This is a genomic window from Neolewinella marina (genome assembly GCF_002631205.1).
Taxonomy (GTDB): Bacteria; Bacteroidota; Bacteroidia; order Chitinophagales; family Saprospiraceae; genus Neolewinella; species Neolewinella marina.
The window spans coordinates 71,888-86,781 of sequence record NZ_PDLO01000008.1 but is presented as its reverse complement, the minus strand read 5'-3'; the positions used below and the strand labels follow the sequence as shown (position 1 = coordinate 86,781).

The 14,894-nt window shown below is 58.6% G+C and carries 15 protein-coding genes; 12 read left to right on the top strand and 3 right to left on the bottom strand.

The genetic code is table 11. The annotated features are described in order from the left end of the window. Nucleotides 1-219: 219 nt before the first annotated feature. Nucleotides 220-630 (bottom strand): thiol-disulfide oxidoreductase DCC family protein, encoded by a 411-nt coding sequence (locus CGL56_RS15515; protein ID WP_099107495.1) that lies wholly within the window; start codon nucleotides 628-630, stop codon nucleotides 220-222. 25 nt (nucleotides 631-655) lie between these two features. Further along, nucleotides 656-1,186, bottom strand: coding sequence for a dTDP-4-dehydrorhamnose 3,5-epimerase (gene rfbC / locus CGL56_RS15510; RefSeq protein ID WP_099107581.1), 531 nt, complete (start codon nucleotides 1,184-1,186; stop codon nucleotides 656-658). A 130-nt stretch (nucleotides 1,187-1,316) separates the two neighbouring features. On the opposite strand from rfbC, the gene CGL56_RS15505 reads away from it, so the two are divergent. Then, nucleotides 1,317-1,685, top strand: a complete 369-nt coding sequence (locus CGL56_RS15505) for a hypothetical protein (RefSeq protein WP_099107494.1) — start codon at nucleotides 1,317-1,319, stop codon at nucleotides 1,683-1,685. A 39-nt stretch (nucleotides 1,686-1,724) separates the two neighbouring features. After that, nucleotides 1,725-2,354 (top strand): peptidylprolyl isomerase, encoded by a 630-nt coding sequence (locus tag CGL56_RS15500; protein WP_099107493.1) that lies wholly within the window; start codon nucleotides 1,725-1,727, stop codon nucleotides 2,352-2,354. A gap of 30 nt (nucleotides 2,355-2,384) precedes the next feature. Here the strand turns inward: CGL56_RS15500 and CGL56_RS15495 are convergent, their stop codons facing one another. Next, nucleotides 2,385-2,936, bottom strand: coding sequence for a class I SAM-dependent methyltransferase (locus CGL56_RS15495; protein ID WP_099107492.1), 552 nt, complete (start codon nucleotides 2,934-2,936; stop codon nucleotides 2,385-2,387). A 161-nt stretch (nucleotides 2,937-3,097) separates the two neighbouring features. Between CGL56_RS15495 and CGL56_RS15490 the strand changes: the two genes are divergently transcribed. The 10 genes from CGL56_RS15490 (at nucleotide 3,098) to CGL56_RS15445 (ending at nucleotide 14,894) form a co-directional block, all read left to right on the top strand. Further along, on the top strand, nucleotides 3,098-3,781 hold the full coding sequence (locus CGL56_RS15490; protein WP_099107491.1) for a response regulator transcription factor: 684 nt from the start codon (nucleotides 3,098-3,100) through the stop codon (nucleotides 3,779-3,781). A 30-nt stretch (nucleotides 3,782-3,811) separates the two neighbouring features. Continuing rightward, nucleotides 3,812-5,902: a hypothetical protein gene (locus tag CGL56_RS15485; RefSeq protein WP_099107490.1), complete on the top strand. Its 2,091-nt coding sequence runs from the start codon at nucleotides 3,812-3,814 to the stop codon at nucleotides 5,900-5,902. A 90-nt stretch (nucleotides 5,903-5,992) separates the two neighbouring features. Then, the gene (locus tag CGL56_RS15480) at nucleotides 5,993-6,625 is read left to right on the top strand and encodes a transcription termination/antitermination NusG family protein (protein WP_167641635.1); all 633 of its coding nucleotides are present in this window, start codon (nucleotides 5,993-5,995) and stop codon (nucleotides 6,623-6,625) included. Nucleotides 6,626-6,728: 103 nt separating this feature from the next. Continuing rightward, nucleotides 6,729-8,033, top strand: coding sequence for a glycosyltransferase (locus tag CGL56_RS15475; protein WP_099107488.1), 1,305 nt, complete (start codon nucleotides 6,729-6,731; stop codon nucleotides 8,031-8,033). Next, on the top strand, nucleotides 8,030-9,028 hold the full coding sequence (gene rfbB, locus CGL56_RS15470; RefSeq protein WP_099107487.1) for a dTDP-glucose 4,6-dehydratase: 999 nt from the start codon (nucleotides 8,030-8,032) through the stop codon (nucleotides 9,026-9,028). Before CGL56_RS15475 ends, rfbB begins: the two co-directional genes overlap by 4 nt. Further along, nucleotides 9,025-9,897 carry a glucose-1-phosphate thymidylyltransferase RfbA gene (rfbA, locus tag CGL56_RS15465; RefSeq protein ID WP_099107486.1) on the top strand — a complete coding sequence of 291 codons (873 nt, stop codon included), beginning with the start codon at nucleotides 9,025-9,027 and terminating at the stop codon, nucleotides 9,895-9,897. Before rfbB ends, rfbA begins: the two co-directional genes overlap by 4 nt. Continuing rightward, nucleotides 9,894-11,702 (top strand): ABC transporter ATP-binding protein, encoded by a 1,809-nt coding sequence (locus CGL56_RS15460; protein WP_099107485.1) that lies wholly within the window; start codon nucleotides 9,894-9,896, stop codon nucleotides 11,700-11,702. Before rfbA ends, CGL56_RS15460 begins: the two co-directional genes overlap by 4 nt. Before the next feature lie 55 nt (nucleotides 11,703-11,757). Further along, nucleotides 11,758-13,050, top strand: a complete 1,293-nt coding sequence (locus tag CGL56_RS15455; RefSeq protein WP_209280352.1) for a nucleotide sugar dehydrogenase — start codon at nucleotides 11,758-11,760, stop codon at nucleotides 13,048-13,050. Between the two features lie 24 nt (nucleotides 13,051-13,074). Then, nucleotides 13,075-14,163: an NAD-dependent epimerase gene (locus tag CGL56_RS15450; protein ID WP_099107483.1), complete on the top strand. Its 1,089-nt coding sequence runs from the start codon at nucleotides 13,075-13,077 to the stop codon at nucleotides 14,161-14,163. Further along, entirely contained in the window at nucleotides 14,163-14,894 is a 732-nt protein-coding gene (locus tag CGL56_RS15445; RefSeq protein ID WP_099107482.1) for a tyrosine-protein phosphatase, read from the top strand. The genes CGL56_RS15450 and CGL56_RS15445 overlap by 1 nt, the downstream gene beginning before the upstream one ends.

The window sequence follows — 14,894 nt, the reverse complement described above, 5'->3', positions numbered from 1 at the left end:
AGTGACGGATTGTCAGACATCGGATGTCTGTCTTTTTGACAGACATCCGATGTCCCTGGGCATGATTCGTGGATTAATAGGGTAGGTCGAGGTTGTTGAAACATCAAATGATGAATCTTAACAGGGGTTGTAGTTAGTGTGATTATAGTTTAGCGCCACTATGGCAGACATCGGATGTGTGACATTTTGTCACACATCCGATGCCTGCCGAAGAAAAATTCACCGCTCATCCAAAAAACGCGGCTCCCATTCCGGGCGGGGCAGCATACAGGCCTCCCGCTTGCCGAACCAGCGGTAGCGGTTGCGGCCGATGAAGTCGTACACCCAATTGCGCAGGGGGCGGGGGATCACGCCCAGGTAGTAGAGATAGGCCCAGGGTCCACCCATGTGCTTGAAGGTGCGCAGCACACTGTCGCTGTGGGTGTACACCCGGCCGTTCTCGTAAAGGACTACGGAGTTTAGGGCCTTGGGGTCTACACCGTACTGGGGCAGTAACTCCGCAGCGGTGTCCGACTGCAGGCTGGCAAAGCGCAGTACCCCTCGGCGGTCGTGCTCCAGAATGAAGCGGACCGAGCCGTTGCAGAGGTTGCACACGCCGTCGAAAAAGAGAATGGGGTGGGAGGTGTCCATATCCTCCAAACAACAAGTGGTGGCCTCAGGTTAGCAACGGCCAGTTGCGATCGCGGTCTGCAATGGTGTAGCCGCCCTCCACTTCCGGCCACTCGATGCCGATGGCGGGGTCGTCATAGCGCAGACCGCCTTCGGCCTGGGGGGCGTAGAAGTTGTCGCACTTGTACTGGAAGACCGCCACTTCGGAGGTGACCACGTAGCCATGGGCAAAGCCACGGGGGATGTAGAGTTGCAGGTGGTTGGTGTCGTTGAGGTAACAGCCGTACCACTGCCGGTAGGTGGGGGAGTCGGGACGGAGGTCCACGCTCACATCGTATACCTCTCCCACAACTACCCGCACAAGTTTGGCCTGGGCGGAATCTCCACGTTGGAAATGCATCCCCCGCAGCACCCCGCGACCGCTGGCGGCCTGATTATCCTGCACAAAATCGGCGGGAATGCCGGCTTCCGTGAAGAGCTGCTTATTGAAACTTTCGAAGAAGTAGCCCCGCTCGTCACCGAATACCCGCGGTTCAAAGAGAAGCAAGTCGGCCAGAGGAGTAGTGGAAAAGGGCATGTAAGTTGGCTGTTTTACACGGAGGGTCAACCGGAACCGCCCCCCGGGTCGTTTGCTTCGCTAAGGTAGGGTGCCGCAACGTAGCGACAAGCCTGCCCCGACTTTCGCAACCCCTTCAACCTAACCCCCCGTGGCCGAAAACTGGGAACTAGACTTTGCCTACCAACGCGTACGCCACCTGATCAAGGATCGCTTCCGGCGGGAGTCGCTGCCCGACCTCAACGCCCTGCTCTTCCTGATCGGGGTACAGGAACTTGGCCGCTGGCAGCCCGACTTCACGAAGGAGGAAAAGCGCGACCTCATGCACGTAGCCGTTTGTCGCTTGATGTCCGAGGATGGTCACTACCGCTTTCTGGGCCGCGACGCCGATGGCTGGCCCCACTACGAACTGACGTCCAAGATTCCGCCCACCGACCTGAAAGGACAGGAAGCCCTGCTGAAGGAGAAGATCGTGGCTTACTTCAATGACCTGGAGCAGGAGGAAGGCTTCCTCGGCTAGGTGGCCGGACTTCTCGCCGCGGCGGTTTAAATTTGCCCAATGCGCTACCTCCTCCTTGCCCTTTTTCTCGGACTCCTGTCCTGCTCCTCCAATGACGGCACCCGCGCCGTCATCCAGACCAACCGCGGCGACATCGAGGTACTCCTATACCCCGAAACCGAGCGCCACACCGAGAACTTCATCAAACTGGCCCGGGAAGGATTCTACAACGGAACCCTGTTCCACCGGGTGATTCCCGGCTTCATGGTGCAGGCCGGCGACCCGGAAAGCAAGGGGGCGGGGCCGGACCAACCCCTGGGCCGCGGCGGTCCCGGCTACGAAATCGATGCAGAAATCGGCGCCCCCCACCTGCACGGCGCCCTGGCCGCCGCCCGGACCCCGAATCCGGAGAAGCGCAGCAGCGGTTCCCAGTTCTACATTGTCACCGGGGAGATCCAGACCGACAACACCCTCGACAACATCGAGCGCATCAAGGGCATCCAGTACAGCGACGCCCAGCGTGAGGCGTACAAGACCGTGGGCGGCCGACCCGACCTCGACCAGGAGTACACCGTCTTCGGTGAGGTGGTCAGCGGAATGGACGTAGTAGAAGCCATCGCCGAGGTAGAAAGGGGTGCCTACGACCGCCCTCTGGAGGACGTGGTGATTGAGAACATCACGGTTAAGTAAGCGCATTTACGGGCACCCGCGCGCGCCCGCCTAAAGCAGTCCCAGCGAGCAGCTGTACACGAAGGCCGGCGGCAGGTTAGCCAGGGTGAAACTGACGGAGACGTTCGGGAAGCTGTCCTTCAGCAAGCCGTAGTCCTGGAGAGCGTACTGGTACTGGAGGTACTGTCCGCCGGGTTTAAGTACGCGCCGCGACTGACCGATGATGCGTCCCTTGACTGGCTGGTCGATCATGCTGAGGGGGAGGCTGGAGACGACGAAATCGACGCTGCCCTCCGCCAGGTGATCCGTGAGCCGGTCGGCGCCAATGGGCAGTACCTGCAACCGGGGGTCCTGGTTCAACTGCAGCCTTCGGACGAAGGCGGGATTGATCTCGAAGGCCGTCAACCGGCTCTCCGGGTGCAGCCGTTGCAGCAGCGCGCGCGTGATGCAGCCCTCGCCGGGCCCCAGTTCAACAACGTTGAGGGGCACATGGGAGGGGATAGCGCTGATGAGGCGCTTGATGAGGACGGGGGACGCCCGGGCAATGGCTCCGGTGGAGCGAAAATTTTTTACGGCTTCCCGAAAGAAGTTCCAATTATTCATAATGGGTGATCGTCACAGCAACAACAAAGAACGGGAAAAATAGCTTAGGAAACCGGGCCAATTTCCCTTCAGGAAAGGGCTTGCCGGGAAAAAAGGCGGTTTCCCCGACCGCGACAACCATTGTAGGTTACCACTTGTAACCACTGCTAAAGTATCACCTCATGCTCCGTATCCTGCTGGTCGAAGACGAAGAGAACATTCGCGAAACCGTGAAACTCAACTTCGAAATGGAAAACTTCGAAGTGGTGACCGCCGAAGACGGCCGCAAGGCCCTGAAGTACGCCAGCGAACAGCACTTCGACATCATGATCGTCGACGTGATGCTGCCCGAAGTCAACGGCTTCCAGGTGGTGGAGCAGGTGCGGCTGACGAACCGCGACACGCCGATCATCTTCCTGACGGCCAAGGACCAGGCCCAGGACCGCATCCAGGGGCTGAAGAAAGGGGCCGACGACTACCTCATCAAGCCCTTCGTGTTTGAGGAGCTGCTGCTACGCGTCAACCGCCTCATCGAACGGACCAGCAAATCGCCCGATGTGCAGCCCGACCTGTTTACCTTCGGCAACAACCAGGTAAACTTCGCCACCTACGAGGCCACCGGCAACCAGGGTGGCTTCACCCTTACCAAGAAGGAGGCCATGCTGCTCAAGTTGCTCACCGAACGGCGGGGCGAGGTGGTCAGCCGCCAGCAGATCCTGCAGTCGGTCTGGGGCTACGACGTCTACCCCAGTACGCGAACCATTGATAACTTTATCCTGTCCTTCCGCAAGTATTTCGAGCAGGACCCCAAGAATCCGACACACTTCCTGAGCGTGCGGGGCGTTGGGTATAAGTTCGTGGAGTAGCCCTCCACCGCGTAGAAACCCGGCCGTACCTTGGAAAACATCTCCTTTACCTACCCGCTCTGGTACCTGCTGTTGTGCGGGCTGGCCGGACTGGTCGTGGCCCTGCTGCTCTACTACCGGTCGGCGATCACGGCTTCCCGGCCCCTGCTGTGGGGCATGGCCGCGCTCCGCTTCCTGGGGTACACCCTGCTGGCTGTCCTCTTGCTGGCCCCGTTGCTGCGTTTCCTGCAGACCGACCGGCAGGAACCCATCATCGTGCTGGCCCAGGACGTAAGCGAATCGGTGGGGCTGGAGACCGACACCACGGCCTACCGGGCGGAGTGGGCCGCGCTGCGGGAAGCCCTCGCGCGCGATCATCGGGTGGTGCACTACACCTTCGGCAGCACGGTGCGGGAGGAGGACGAACTCAGTTTTTCCGACAAGCAGACCAACCTGGACGCGGTGCTGTCCGAAATCGCCGATCTCTACGGCAACCAGAACCTGGGAGCGGTGGTGCTGGCCACCGACGGCATCTATAACCAGGGCCCGAACCCGGCCTACCGCGACCTGCCGCTGAGGGCGCCGGTGTATACGGTGGGCCTGGGGGATACCACCCGCCGGCGCGACCTCTACATCAACCGGGTATTCCACAACCGCATCGCCTACCTGGAGGATAAGTTCGTCATCCAGGTTGACCTCAGCGCCCGCAACGCCGCCGGGGAGCGTACCGCCCTCACCGTGAGCCGGGTGGGGGAGGCCGGTACCTCCGTGCTCCACACCGAATCCCTTACCATTGATGGCCCCGATTTTTTCACCACCCGGGAAGTCGTGCTCGACGCGGACCGGGCGGGCGTACAGCGGTACCGGATTGCGGTCTCCACCATCGGTCAGGAGGTCACCACGGCCAACAACCAGCGCGACATCTTCGTAGACGTGCTTGACGGACGCCAGTCCATCCTCCTGCTGGCTGCCGCCCCCCATCCCGACCTCGGGGCCCTGCGGCAGGCCCTGGTCAGCGGCCGCAATAACGAGGTGGAAATCGCTTACGGCAACAAGTTTGACGGGCGGTTGTCCGATTACGACCTGGTGGTACTCCACCATTTGCCGTCGGCCGTGCAGCGCGTCAGCCGACAATTGGAGGAGTTGCGCGCCGGGAATATTCCCACCCTCTTCATCACGGGGCCGGACCTGCCGGCACCCCTGGTGAACGCGGCCCAGGAACTGCTGCAACTCTCGGGCGGCGGCGCGCAGGTGCAGGGCAACGAGGTGACCGCCCGCCTGGCCCCGGGCTTCAGCGCTTTCACCCTGAGCGAGGAACTGCGGCAGGCTTTGCCGACCTATCCGCCGCTGTCGGCCCCCTTCGGGGAATTCCGGGTAGGGCCGGGAGCGAACCCCGTGCTGTTGCAGCGCATTGGCCGGGTCGATACGGAGTACCCTCTCCTGGTGGTGGGCGAGAGCCGGGGCCGGCGCACCGGGGTGCTGGCTGCTTCGGGGCTGTGGCAGTGGCGGCTCTACGACTACCTGGAGTACGGCAACCACGCCCGCTTCGATGAACTGGTAAGCCAGCTGGCGCAATTCCTGACCGTGCAGGAGGACAAGCGCCGGTTCCGGGTCAGCGTGGCGGAGAACATTTTCGACGAAAACGAGCCGGTAATCCTCGACGGGGAACTCTACAACACCAGCTACGAGCTGGTCAACGACCCGGAGGCACGGGTGGTAATTACCGGCCCCGAAGACCGGGAGTACAACTACACCTTCACGCGGACGGCCAACGCCTACGCCCTCAACGCCGGCACCCTGCCGGTGGGCAACTACCGCTACCGGGCCACCGCGGCCCACAATGGCGAGGAGCTGGTGAGCGAAGGCCGCTTCAGCGTCCAGGCCGTGGAGGTAGAGCGCTACGCCCTGGAGGCGGACCACGGCCTGCTGCGGCAGCTGAGTGAGCGCTACGGGGGCAGCCTGCTCTTCCCCGGACAGCTCGCCGCTCTGGCCGATTTCCTGGCCCAAAGTGAGGCCGTCAAGCCGGTACTTTACCAGACGGTGACTACCCGCTCCGTCCTGAACGTGAAGTGGATCTTCTTTTTGCTGTTCGGATTGTTCGTCGCCGAGTGGGGACTGCGGCGGTGGTCAGGGGGGTATTAAAAGCTTTGACATGCAAAGCTCCGTATTGTGGCCCAAAGGGTTATCTTTGCGGACTCTTAGGAGAATAAGACCCTGTTAAAGCGTCGCTTAGTGCTGATAACTGCCCATTCCCAAAGCTTTCCATCCGACCATTCTGCGGCGCTGGATGACCTGCATCCCGCCGAACCCCGGTGGTTCGCGGTGCGCGTTGGTCACCGGAAGGAGAAGGTAGTGGCGAAGCAACTGGAACTGGAAGGCGTTGAGTACTTCCTACCCTTACGAGAGCGCCCTTTTAGGTACAAATCAAAGACTGGGGTACGGCAAATTCCCTTAATAGGTGGCTACCTCTTTGTTAAAATTGTCGCCCGCCAAGCAGTTGCGGTACAGCGGCAAAACTTCGTCTTCGGATTCGTAAAACTGGGCCGCGAGCGGCGTCAAGTGAAGCCCCACGAGATCGAACTCCTCAAGCGTCTTTCTACTGACAATACCCTGGAATGGGTGGTGGAGGAGAAGATCGAGGCCCTAAGTCCGGGTGCTTTAGTGGAAATTTGCCGCGGTCCGCTGGCGGGCGTCCGTGGTCATTACCTGAACGCAAAGAATAAAAAGACCTTCATCATTTCCTTCGGAGGGCTCGATGCCCGGCTCATGACTTGCGAGGTTTCTCCCCGCGACGTGGTGCCGCTGGAAGGAGCTTCGCTACCGGCTGAAACGGCGGATGGTGAAGGCAAAAAGAAACTTTGGTAGAAGCGAATACCAAGTCGGACAACGGACCGCGGTGGCGGTTGGGACATAGTGGCTTCGACACATGGAGGGCGAAGCCGTATGCGGCAGAAACTGAAGTACTGGCTTGAAGCGCGTCCTGATCGTTTCCTACTACTGGCCCCCCTCCGGGGGCATCGCCGTACTGCGCTGCCTGAAGTTTGCCAAATACCTGCGGCAGTCGGGCTGGGAGCCTGTCATCTTCACCGCCGACGGAGCCCACTATCCTACCCTGGACGAGAGTAACAACGCCGACCTCCCCGAAAACCTCGAGGTCATCCGGCAGCCCATATGGGAGCCCTACGCCTGGTACAAGAAATTCATGGGCAAGCCGGCCGACGAAAACGTGAACAACGTCTTCTACACCGACGAATCCGCAGGCGGCTGGAAGCACCGGCTGGCTGTCTGGGTAAGGAGCAACTTCTTCATCCCCGACGCCCGGGCCACCTGGATCCGGGGCTCGGTGAACCGTATCTTGGAATACCTGAAGGATAACCCGGTGGATGCTATCCTTTCCGACGGACCGCCCCACTCCAACACCCGCATCGCCACCCTGGTGAGCCGGGCCACCGGGCTGCCGTGGCTGGCCGATTTCCAGGACCCCTGGACGCAGGTCGACTACTACCAGATGCTGAATCTCACCGCGGCAGCACGCAAGAAACACGAGCGGCTGGAACAGGAGGCATTCCGACAGGCCAGCCTGACCACCATCGTGAGTCCGAGCTGGAAGACCGACCTGGAGTCGATCGGTGCCCGCAACGTGCGGGTGCTCTACTGGGGCTACGATCCCAACGATTTTGCCGGCTTGCAACGGCAACCCCACCGGAAGTTCACCCTCACTCACCTGGGGATTATGGGGCACGACCGCCATCCGGAGGTGCTCTTCCGGGCCATTGCCCAACTAAAGGAGGAGGTGGAGGGCTTCACCGAGGACTTTGAACTGCGGCTGTTCGGGCAGGTCGACCACCGCGTCCGGCGGTCGATTGAGGACCACGGTCTGGTGGAGCAGACCCATTTTGGCGGTACCGTAAGCCGGCGGGAGGCATTGCAGGAGACACTCGACAGCCACCTGCTGCTGTTGTTGCTCAACCAGCAGGACAACGCCACGGGGCGCATCCCCGGGAAGTTCTTCGAGTACCTGGCTGCGCGCCGGCCCATCCTGAATTTTGGCCCGATGGACAGCGACGTAGCCCGTATCATGGAAAAAACGAACAGCGGTTGCTCTCTGGGGTACGACATGGCACCCGCGCGCGTCGCCGAATACCTGAACGAATCCTACCAATCTTACCGTCGTGGAGATACGGAGGAGCTCGACCGGGAGGTTATTAAGGAATACAGTCATCCCCGCCTGGTGAAGCAGCTGGCGGGATGGCTCAACGAGATTGCTGCATGATCACCAAGACCATTATGGTTACCGGAGGGGCGGGATTCATCGGTTCTCACCTGGTGGAACATTTGGTGCAGACGTATCCCCACTACAACATCATCAACCTCGATGCCCTGACCTACGCCGGCGATCTGGCCAACGTGAGCGCGGTAGCCGGGGCTGATAACTACAGTTTCCTGGAGGTTGACATTACGGACCTCGATGCGATCCGGAAAATCTTCGCGATCTATCCCATCGATACAGTCATTCACCTGGCCGCCGAGAGCCACGTGGACCGCAGTATTGAGGATCCCCTGGTTTTTGTGCGAACCAACGTAGTGGGAACCGCCACCCTGCTGCAGGCGGCCCACGAAGCCTGGAAGGGAAACTTTGGCGGCAAGCTGTTCTATCACGTATCGACCGATGAGGTGTATGGCTCGCTGGGCGAGACCGGGGCCTTTACGGAGGATACACCATACGATCCCCGCAGTCCCTACTCGGCCTCCAAGGCGGGCAGCGATCACTTCGTCCGCGCCTGGCACCATACCTACGGCATGCCAACCGTAATCAGCAACTGCTCCAATAATTATGGCCCCCGGCAGTACCCCGAGAAGCTGATTCCGGTCATCATCAACAACGCCGTGCACGACCGGCCCATCCCCGTTTATGGTAAAGGCATCAATGTGAGAGACTGGCTCTATGTCGGCGACCACGTAAACGCTATCGACCTGATCCTCCACCGGGGGCGGGTGGGGGAAACCTACAACATCGGCGGCAACGACGAATGGCGCAACATCGACCTGGTACGCCGGATCTGCGCTACGGTGGATGAGCAACTGGACCGGGAAGTCGGCATCAGTGAGGGCCTGATCGCTTTCGTGCCCGACCGGGCCGGTCACGACCTGCGGTACGCCATAGACGCCGAAAAGATTCGCACGGAACTGGGCTGGACGCCCCAAACGGACCTGCAGCAGGGCCTGGAGGAAACTGTTGCCTGGTACCTAAAAGCATTCTCCGCATGAAGGGGATTATCCTGGCCGGCGGCAGCGGCACGCGCTTGTACCCCATCACCCTGGCGGTGTGCAAACAGCTGATGCCGATCTACGACAAGCCGATGATTTATTACCCTTTGTCGGTACTGATGCTTGCCGGCATCCGGGAAATCCTCATCATCACTACCCCGGAAGACGGTCCAGCATTCCAGCGTCTACTGGGCGATGGCAGCCGGCTCGGTTGCCGCTTCGCCTACGCCACTCAGGCCGAACCCAATGGCTTGGCCCAGGCCTTCGTGATCGGAGAAGAATTCATCAACGGCGACCCTTGTGCCCTTATCCTGGGCGACAACATCTTCTACGGGGCCGGACTCACCGAGCTCCTCCAGGAGAGCGCCCGACTAACGAAGGGCGCGCGCATCTTCGCCTACGCCGTGCAGGACCCCCAACGCTACGGGATCGTGGAGTTTGACGATAAGCAGCGCGCCGTATCCATCGAGGAAAAGCCCCAGCGGCCGAAGAGCCGGTACGCGGTTCCGGGACTCTACTTCTACGACGCCGACGTGGTAGAAATCGCCAAGAACATCACCCCCAGCCCCCGGGGGGAATACGAAATCACCGACGTCAACCGTCATTACCTCGAGAGGGGAAAACTGGAAGTAGGCATCATGCGCCGTGGTACCGCCTGGCTCGACACCGGCACGGTGGACAGCCTCCACGATGCCTCGGAGTTTGTCCGCGTTATCGAGAAGCGGCAGGGCTATAAGGTAGGCTGCATTGAGGAAGTGGCCTGGCGGATGGGGTTAATTAACAGGGATGAGCTTCGACGGCAAGCCGAGCGCTTGAAGAAAAGCAGCTATGGAACTTACCTGGCTTCACTTATAGATCATACAGTTTGAAAAGGATAAAGCGTTTACTTCCAAAGCAGCTGTTTGGCTACTTCCGGTTTTTCTACAAGTACCTGGGCAATGCGGCTATCATCTCCCTGGTTGCCGCTATGTTCGTGGCCATTCTAGACGGGATTGGCCTCACAATGTTCCTTCCTCTGCTACAGGCCGCAGGACCGGCGGAATCTGGATCGGCAGCTACACCGGAACTAGGGGAAATGGACTTCGTCCTAGAGGGAATCCAAGCAGTGGGAATTCCCCTGAACATCACTAGTATTCTAGCCGTCATGTTAGTGTTCTTTTGTCTGAAGGGCATTGCCAAGTTCTGCGCCGACTATTACACGGTCATTCTGCGGCAACGATTTGCCAACAAAATTCGGCTTAACAACATGGTGTTGCTGGCCGGATACGACTACCGCGCCTTTTCAACCTCAGATTCGGGCAGGATACAAAACACCTTTAGTGGGGAAGTAGAGCGGCTCAATTCCTCCCATCGGTACTACTTCCTGATGCTACAAAATGGCATCATGACATTAGTCTATATCTCATTGGCCTATCTCGCCAATCCCCGGTTTGCTATCATTGTAGCTGTGGGAGGTGTGGTTTCCAACCTGGCTTTCAAGCGAATTTACGCCGTAACTAAAGACGCTTCGCGTGGCGTAACCCAAAAAACGCATAGCTTTCAAGGCTATTTGATTGAGAGTGTTTCTAGCTTCAAGTTTTTGAAAGCGACGAACTTAATGGAACCTTTCAAGCGCAAGGTTGATGCTATTATTAAGGCGGTGGAAAACGAACAGAGACGGGTAGGGACGATGAACAGCATTGCTGTTGCCATTCGGGAGCCCATTATCATCTTGATCGTGGTCGTTGCCATCCTCTTGCAGGTGAAAGTATTCGGGGGCGCGCTGAGCGCGCTTATCCTGAGTCTGCTCTTTTTCTATCGGGGGTTGATCTACTTGATATCCGTCCAGAATTACTACAACAGCTTTTTGGGGACCTCGGGCTCCATAGAAAATATGGAAGCCTTCGTTGCGGACCTCGAAGCGCACCAAGAGATGAACGGTGAAATCAAGATTGACCGACTGAAATCTGGCTTACTGGCGAAGAACCTCACTTATGGTTACGATGACCACACCCTACTCAAAGACCTCAAATTACGGGTTGATAAAAATCGGACATTAGGTATCGTAGGGGAAAGTGGCACGGGAAAAACAACGCTGGTGAACATTTTGTGCGGGCTGTTGAAGGTGAAGCCCGGTATGCTCTTTATCGATGATGTTGACATTACGCAGCTAGACGTCAATGCCTACCGGAAGCGTATCGGCTACGTTACCCAGGAAGCCCACGTGTTCAGCGATTCGATTTTTAACAATGTGACATTTTGGGAAGGGCGCACCCCCCAGACAGAAGCTCGGGCCTGGAAAGCGCTCAAGCTTGCGCATGCCGATGGATTCGTGCGGGACCTGCCCGGGCAGTTGGACACCGTGATTGGCATCAATGGCGTCAATCTCAGCGGAGGGCAACGACAGCGGATCTCAATTGCTCGTGAGTTGTATCGCGACATTGATATTCTGGTGATGGACGAGGCTACCTCCGCCCTAGACTCCCAGAGCGAAAACCTCATCCAGGAAAATATAGAAAGCCTGTCCGGAACCTATACGATGATCGTAATTGCGCACCGGCTTTCAACCATCAGGAATGCTGACCAAATCTTGTACCTCAAACCGGGAGGGCAATACGAAATAGGCACCTTTACGAGCCTGTGTAACACTTCCAGTACCTTTAAAAATATGGTAGCCCTGCAAAGTGTAGGGTGACCATACTTCAATATTAAATTTCCTTTTACTAGTGGTAGATCAACCGACCGCATTATTGCAAGGCCTCCGCAACAAAGAAAAAGCCATTTCCGTAGTAGGCCTCGGATACGTAGGCCTGCCCCTGGCCCTCGAACTCGCCAAGAAATTCCGCGTCATCGGATTCGACATCAGCGCCTCGCGGGTGGAAATGATGCGCAATGCCGTGGACCCCAGTGAAGAACTCGAGGCTTCAGCCTTTGAAAACAAGGACATCACCTTCACCTCCGACCCTGCCGACCTGGCCCGGGCCTCCTTCCACATCGTGGCCGTGCCCACCCCCGTGGACGAGAGCCGTATCCCCAACCTGAAACCCCTCCTCGGTGCCTCCCACTCGGTGGGCAAGGCCCTGAAGGCCGGTGACATCGTGGTGTTTGAGTCCACCGTTTACCCAGGCTGTACCGAGGAGGACTGCGTACCGATTCTAGAACAGGAGAGCGGACTGAAGTTCGGTGAGGACTTCACCGTAGGGTACTCCCCGGAGCGCATCAACCCGGGCGACAAGGAGCATACCGTCGACAAGATCCTGAAGATCGTAAGCGGCAGTGACCCCGAGACCCTCAAGGTGGTTTCCGGCGTCTACGGCGACGTTATCACCGCCGGTATCTACGAGGCCGCCAGTATCAAGGTGGCCGAGGCCGCCAAGGTGATCGAGAACAGCCAGCGGGACGTCAACATCAGCTTCGTCAACGAACTCAGCATCATTTTCCGCCAGATGGGTATCGATACCCAGGACGTGCTCGAGGCCGCCGGTACGAAGTGGAACTTCCTGCCCTTCCGCCCCGGTCTGGTGGGTGGTCACTGCATCAGCGTGGACCCCTACTACCTGCTGCACAAGAGCGTTAAACTCGGCTACGACCCCCTGGTGATCGCCAGCGGCCGCCGCATCAATGACCGGATGCCCGCCTTCATCGCTAAGGAACTGGTACAGTCCCTGCTGAAGGCCAACAAGAATCCGAAAGAGAGCAAGGTGCTCATGCTCGGCGTCACCTTCAAGGAAAACGTCGCCGACATCCGCAACTCCAAGGTGGTGGACGTGGTACGTGAACTCATGGACTTCGGCGTCAACGTCCACGTCCATGACCCCCACGCGAGCCCCAACGAGGTGGCCCACGAGTACGGATTGACGCTGACCGAAGAAATCGGCAAGCAGTACGACGCCATCGTGGTCGCCGTTTCCCACTCCAGCTTCAAGGATTACACCCTGGATTCATTCCGAGAGCTCAGCCGCGACAACCTCCTGCTGTTCGACCTGAAGGGCCTCTACAACCGCGACGAACTGCGCGACGGAGAGACCATCTGGCGCCTTTAATTCCGCACCTACAAAACCCCAAGCATGGTACTCATTACCGGAACGGCCGGTTTCATCGGTTCCCACCTTGCCCGGCGGCTCGTCCGCGAGGGCGAGCAGGTCGTCGGCCTCGACGTCATCAACGACTACTACGACGTCAACGTCAAATACGGCCGCCTGGAGCGGGCCGGCATCGCCCGGGACACCATCGCCTACGGCGAACTGGTGCAGAGTAGCACCCACCCCAACTACCGCTTTATCAAGCTGGACCTGACTGACCGCGACGGGCTGAACAACCTCTTCGCTGGCGAACAGTTTACCACCGTGGTCAACCTGGCTGCCCAGGCCGGCGTCCGCTACAGCCTGGTGAACCCCCAGGCCTACATCGACAGCAACATCATCGGCTTCACCAACATCCTGGAGGTCTGCCGACACCACGGCGTAAAGCACCTGGCCTACGCCTCCAGCTCCAGCGTCTACGGCCTCAACGAGCGGATGCCGCTGGCCACCAGCGACAACGTCGACCACCCGATCTCCCTTTACGCCGCCAGCAAGAAGAGCAATGAGCTGATGGCCCATACCTACAGCCACCTGTTCGGGCTGGCCACCACCGGTCTGCGCTTCTTCACGGTATATGGCCCCTGGGGGCGCCCCGATATGGCCCTTTTCCTCTTCACCGAAGCCATCCTGAAAGGGGAGCCCATCAAGGTGTTCAACCACGGCAACATGGTCCGCGACTTCACCTACGTGGACGATATCGTGGAAGGCATCAAGCGGGTGATCGACAATCCGCCCAAGGGCAATCCGGACTGGTCCGGCGAATCCCCCGACCCCTCCACTTCCAAGGCACCCTACAAGGTGTACAACATTGGCAACAACGATCCCGTGAAACTGATGGACTTCGTCACCGCCATCGAAGAGGAGCTCGGGCTGGAGGCCAAGAAAATTATGATGGACATCCAGCCAGGCGATGTACCGGCTACCTACGCCAACGTACAGGACCTGATGGATGACCTCGGCTACAAGCCGGAAACCAACATCCGCCACGGCATCCGGCAGTTCCTGGACTGGTACCGGGAGTTTTACGGCTACACCCGGGAAGCGGGCGCGAGTAACAGTCAACAGGCTCAATAATGTTTGGCTTCCTCCGTCGCAAACCACCTCCTGTTAAGGATTTTGGGTTCTTACAAACCGACATGCATGCGCATTGGCTGCCAGGGATTGACGACGGGGCAAAGGATTTAACGGAAAGCCTCGCGCTGATCCAACGCTTTGTTGCTTTGGGGTATCGAAAACTAATCGCTACCCCCCACGTGATGGCGGACCTGTATCCAAATTCACCGGCAATAATCTTGGAGAAGCTGGAATTGGTTCGTGAGGCGGTGATATCTTCCGGTATCGAGATTGAGTTGTCCGCCGCAGCTGAATATCTTATTGATGAGGGCTTTACAGACCTCCTCCAGCACGACAATTTATTAACCTTACCCGGAAACCGGATACTGATCGAGTTTTCCTTTGTTTCCATGCCGGCAAATTTTGCCCAGGTGCTTTTTACTGCGCAGGCCAAAGGCTATCAGGTAGTGTTGGCTCACCCGGAGCGGTATAGTTACCTGCACGATAAGCCAGAGCAGTTGCGCAAACTGGTTGCTAAGGGCGTCGAACTACAGATCAACACCCTTTCTCTGACTGATCATTACGGAACAGCGGTACGCAAGGTTGCAGCCCAACTTTTGAATGAGGGGATAGTGAAGTGGCTGGGTTCCGATGCCCACAGGATGGACCACCTTGATAAAATGGGGAGGTTCAGTAGACAGACCGACCGGGAGATCGTTTTGCGTGGTAAATGGCATAACTCCCAGCTTTAA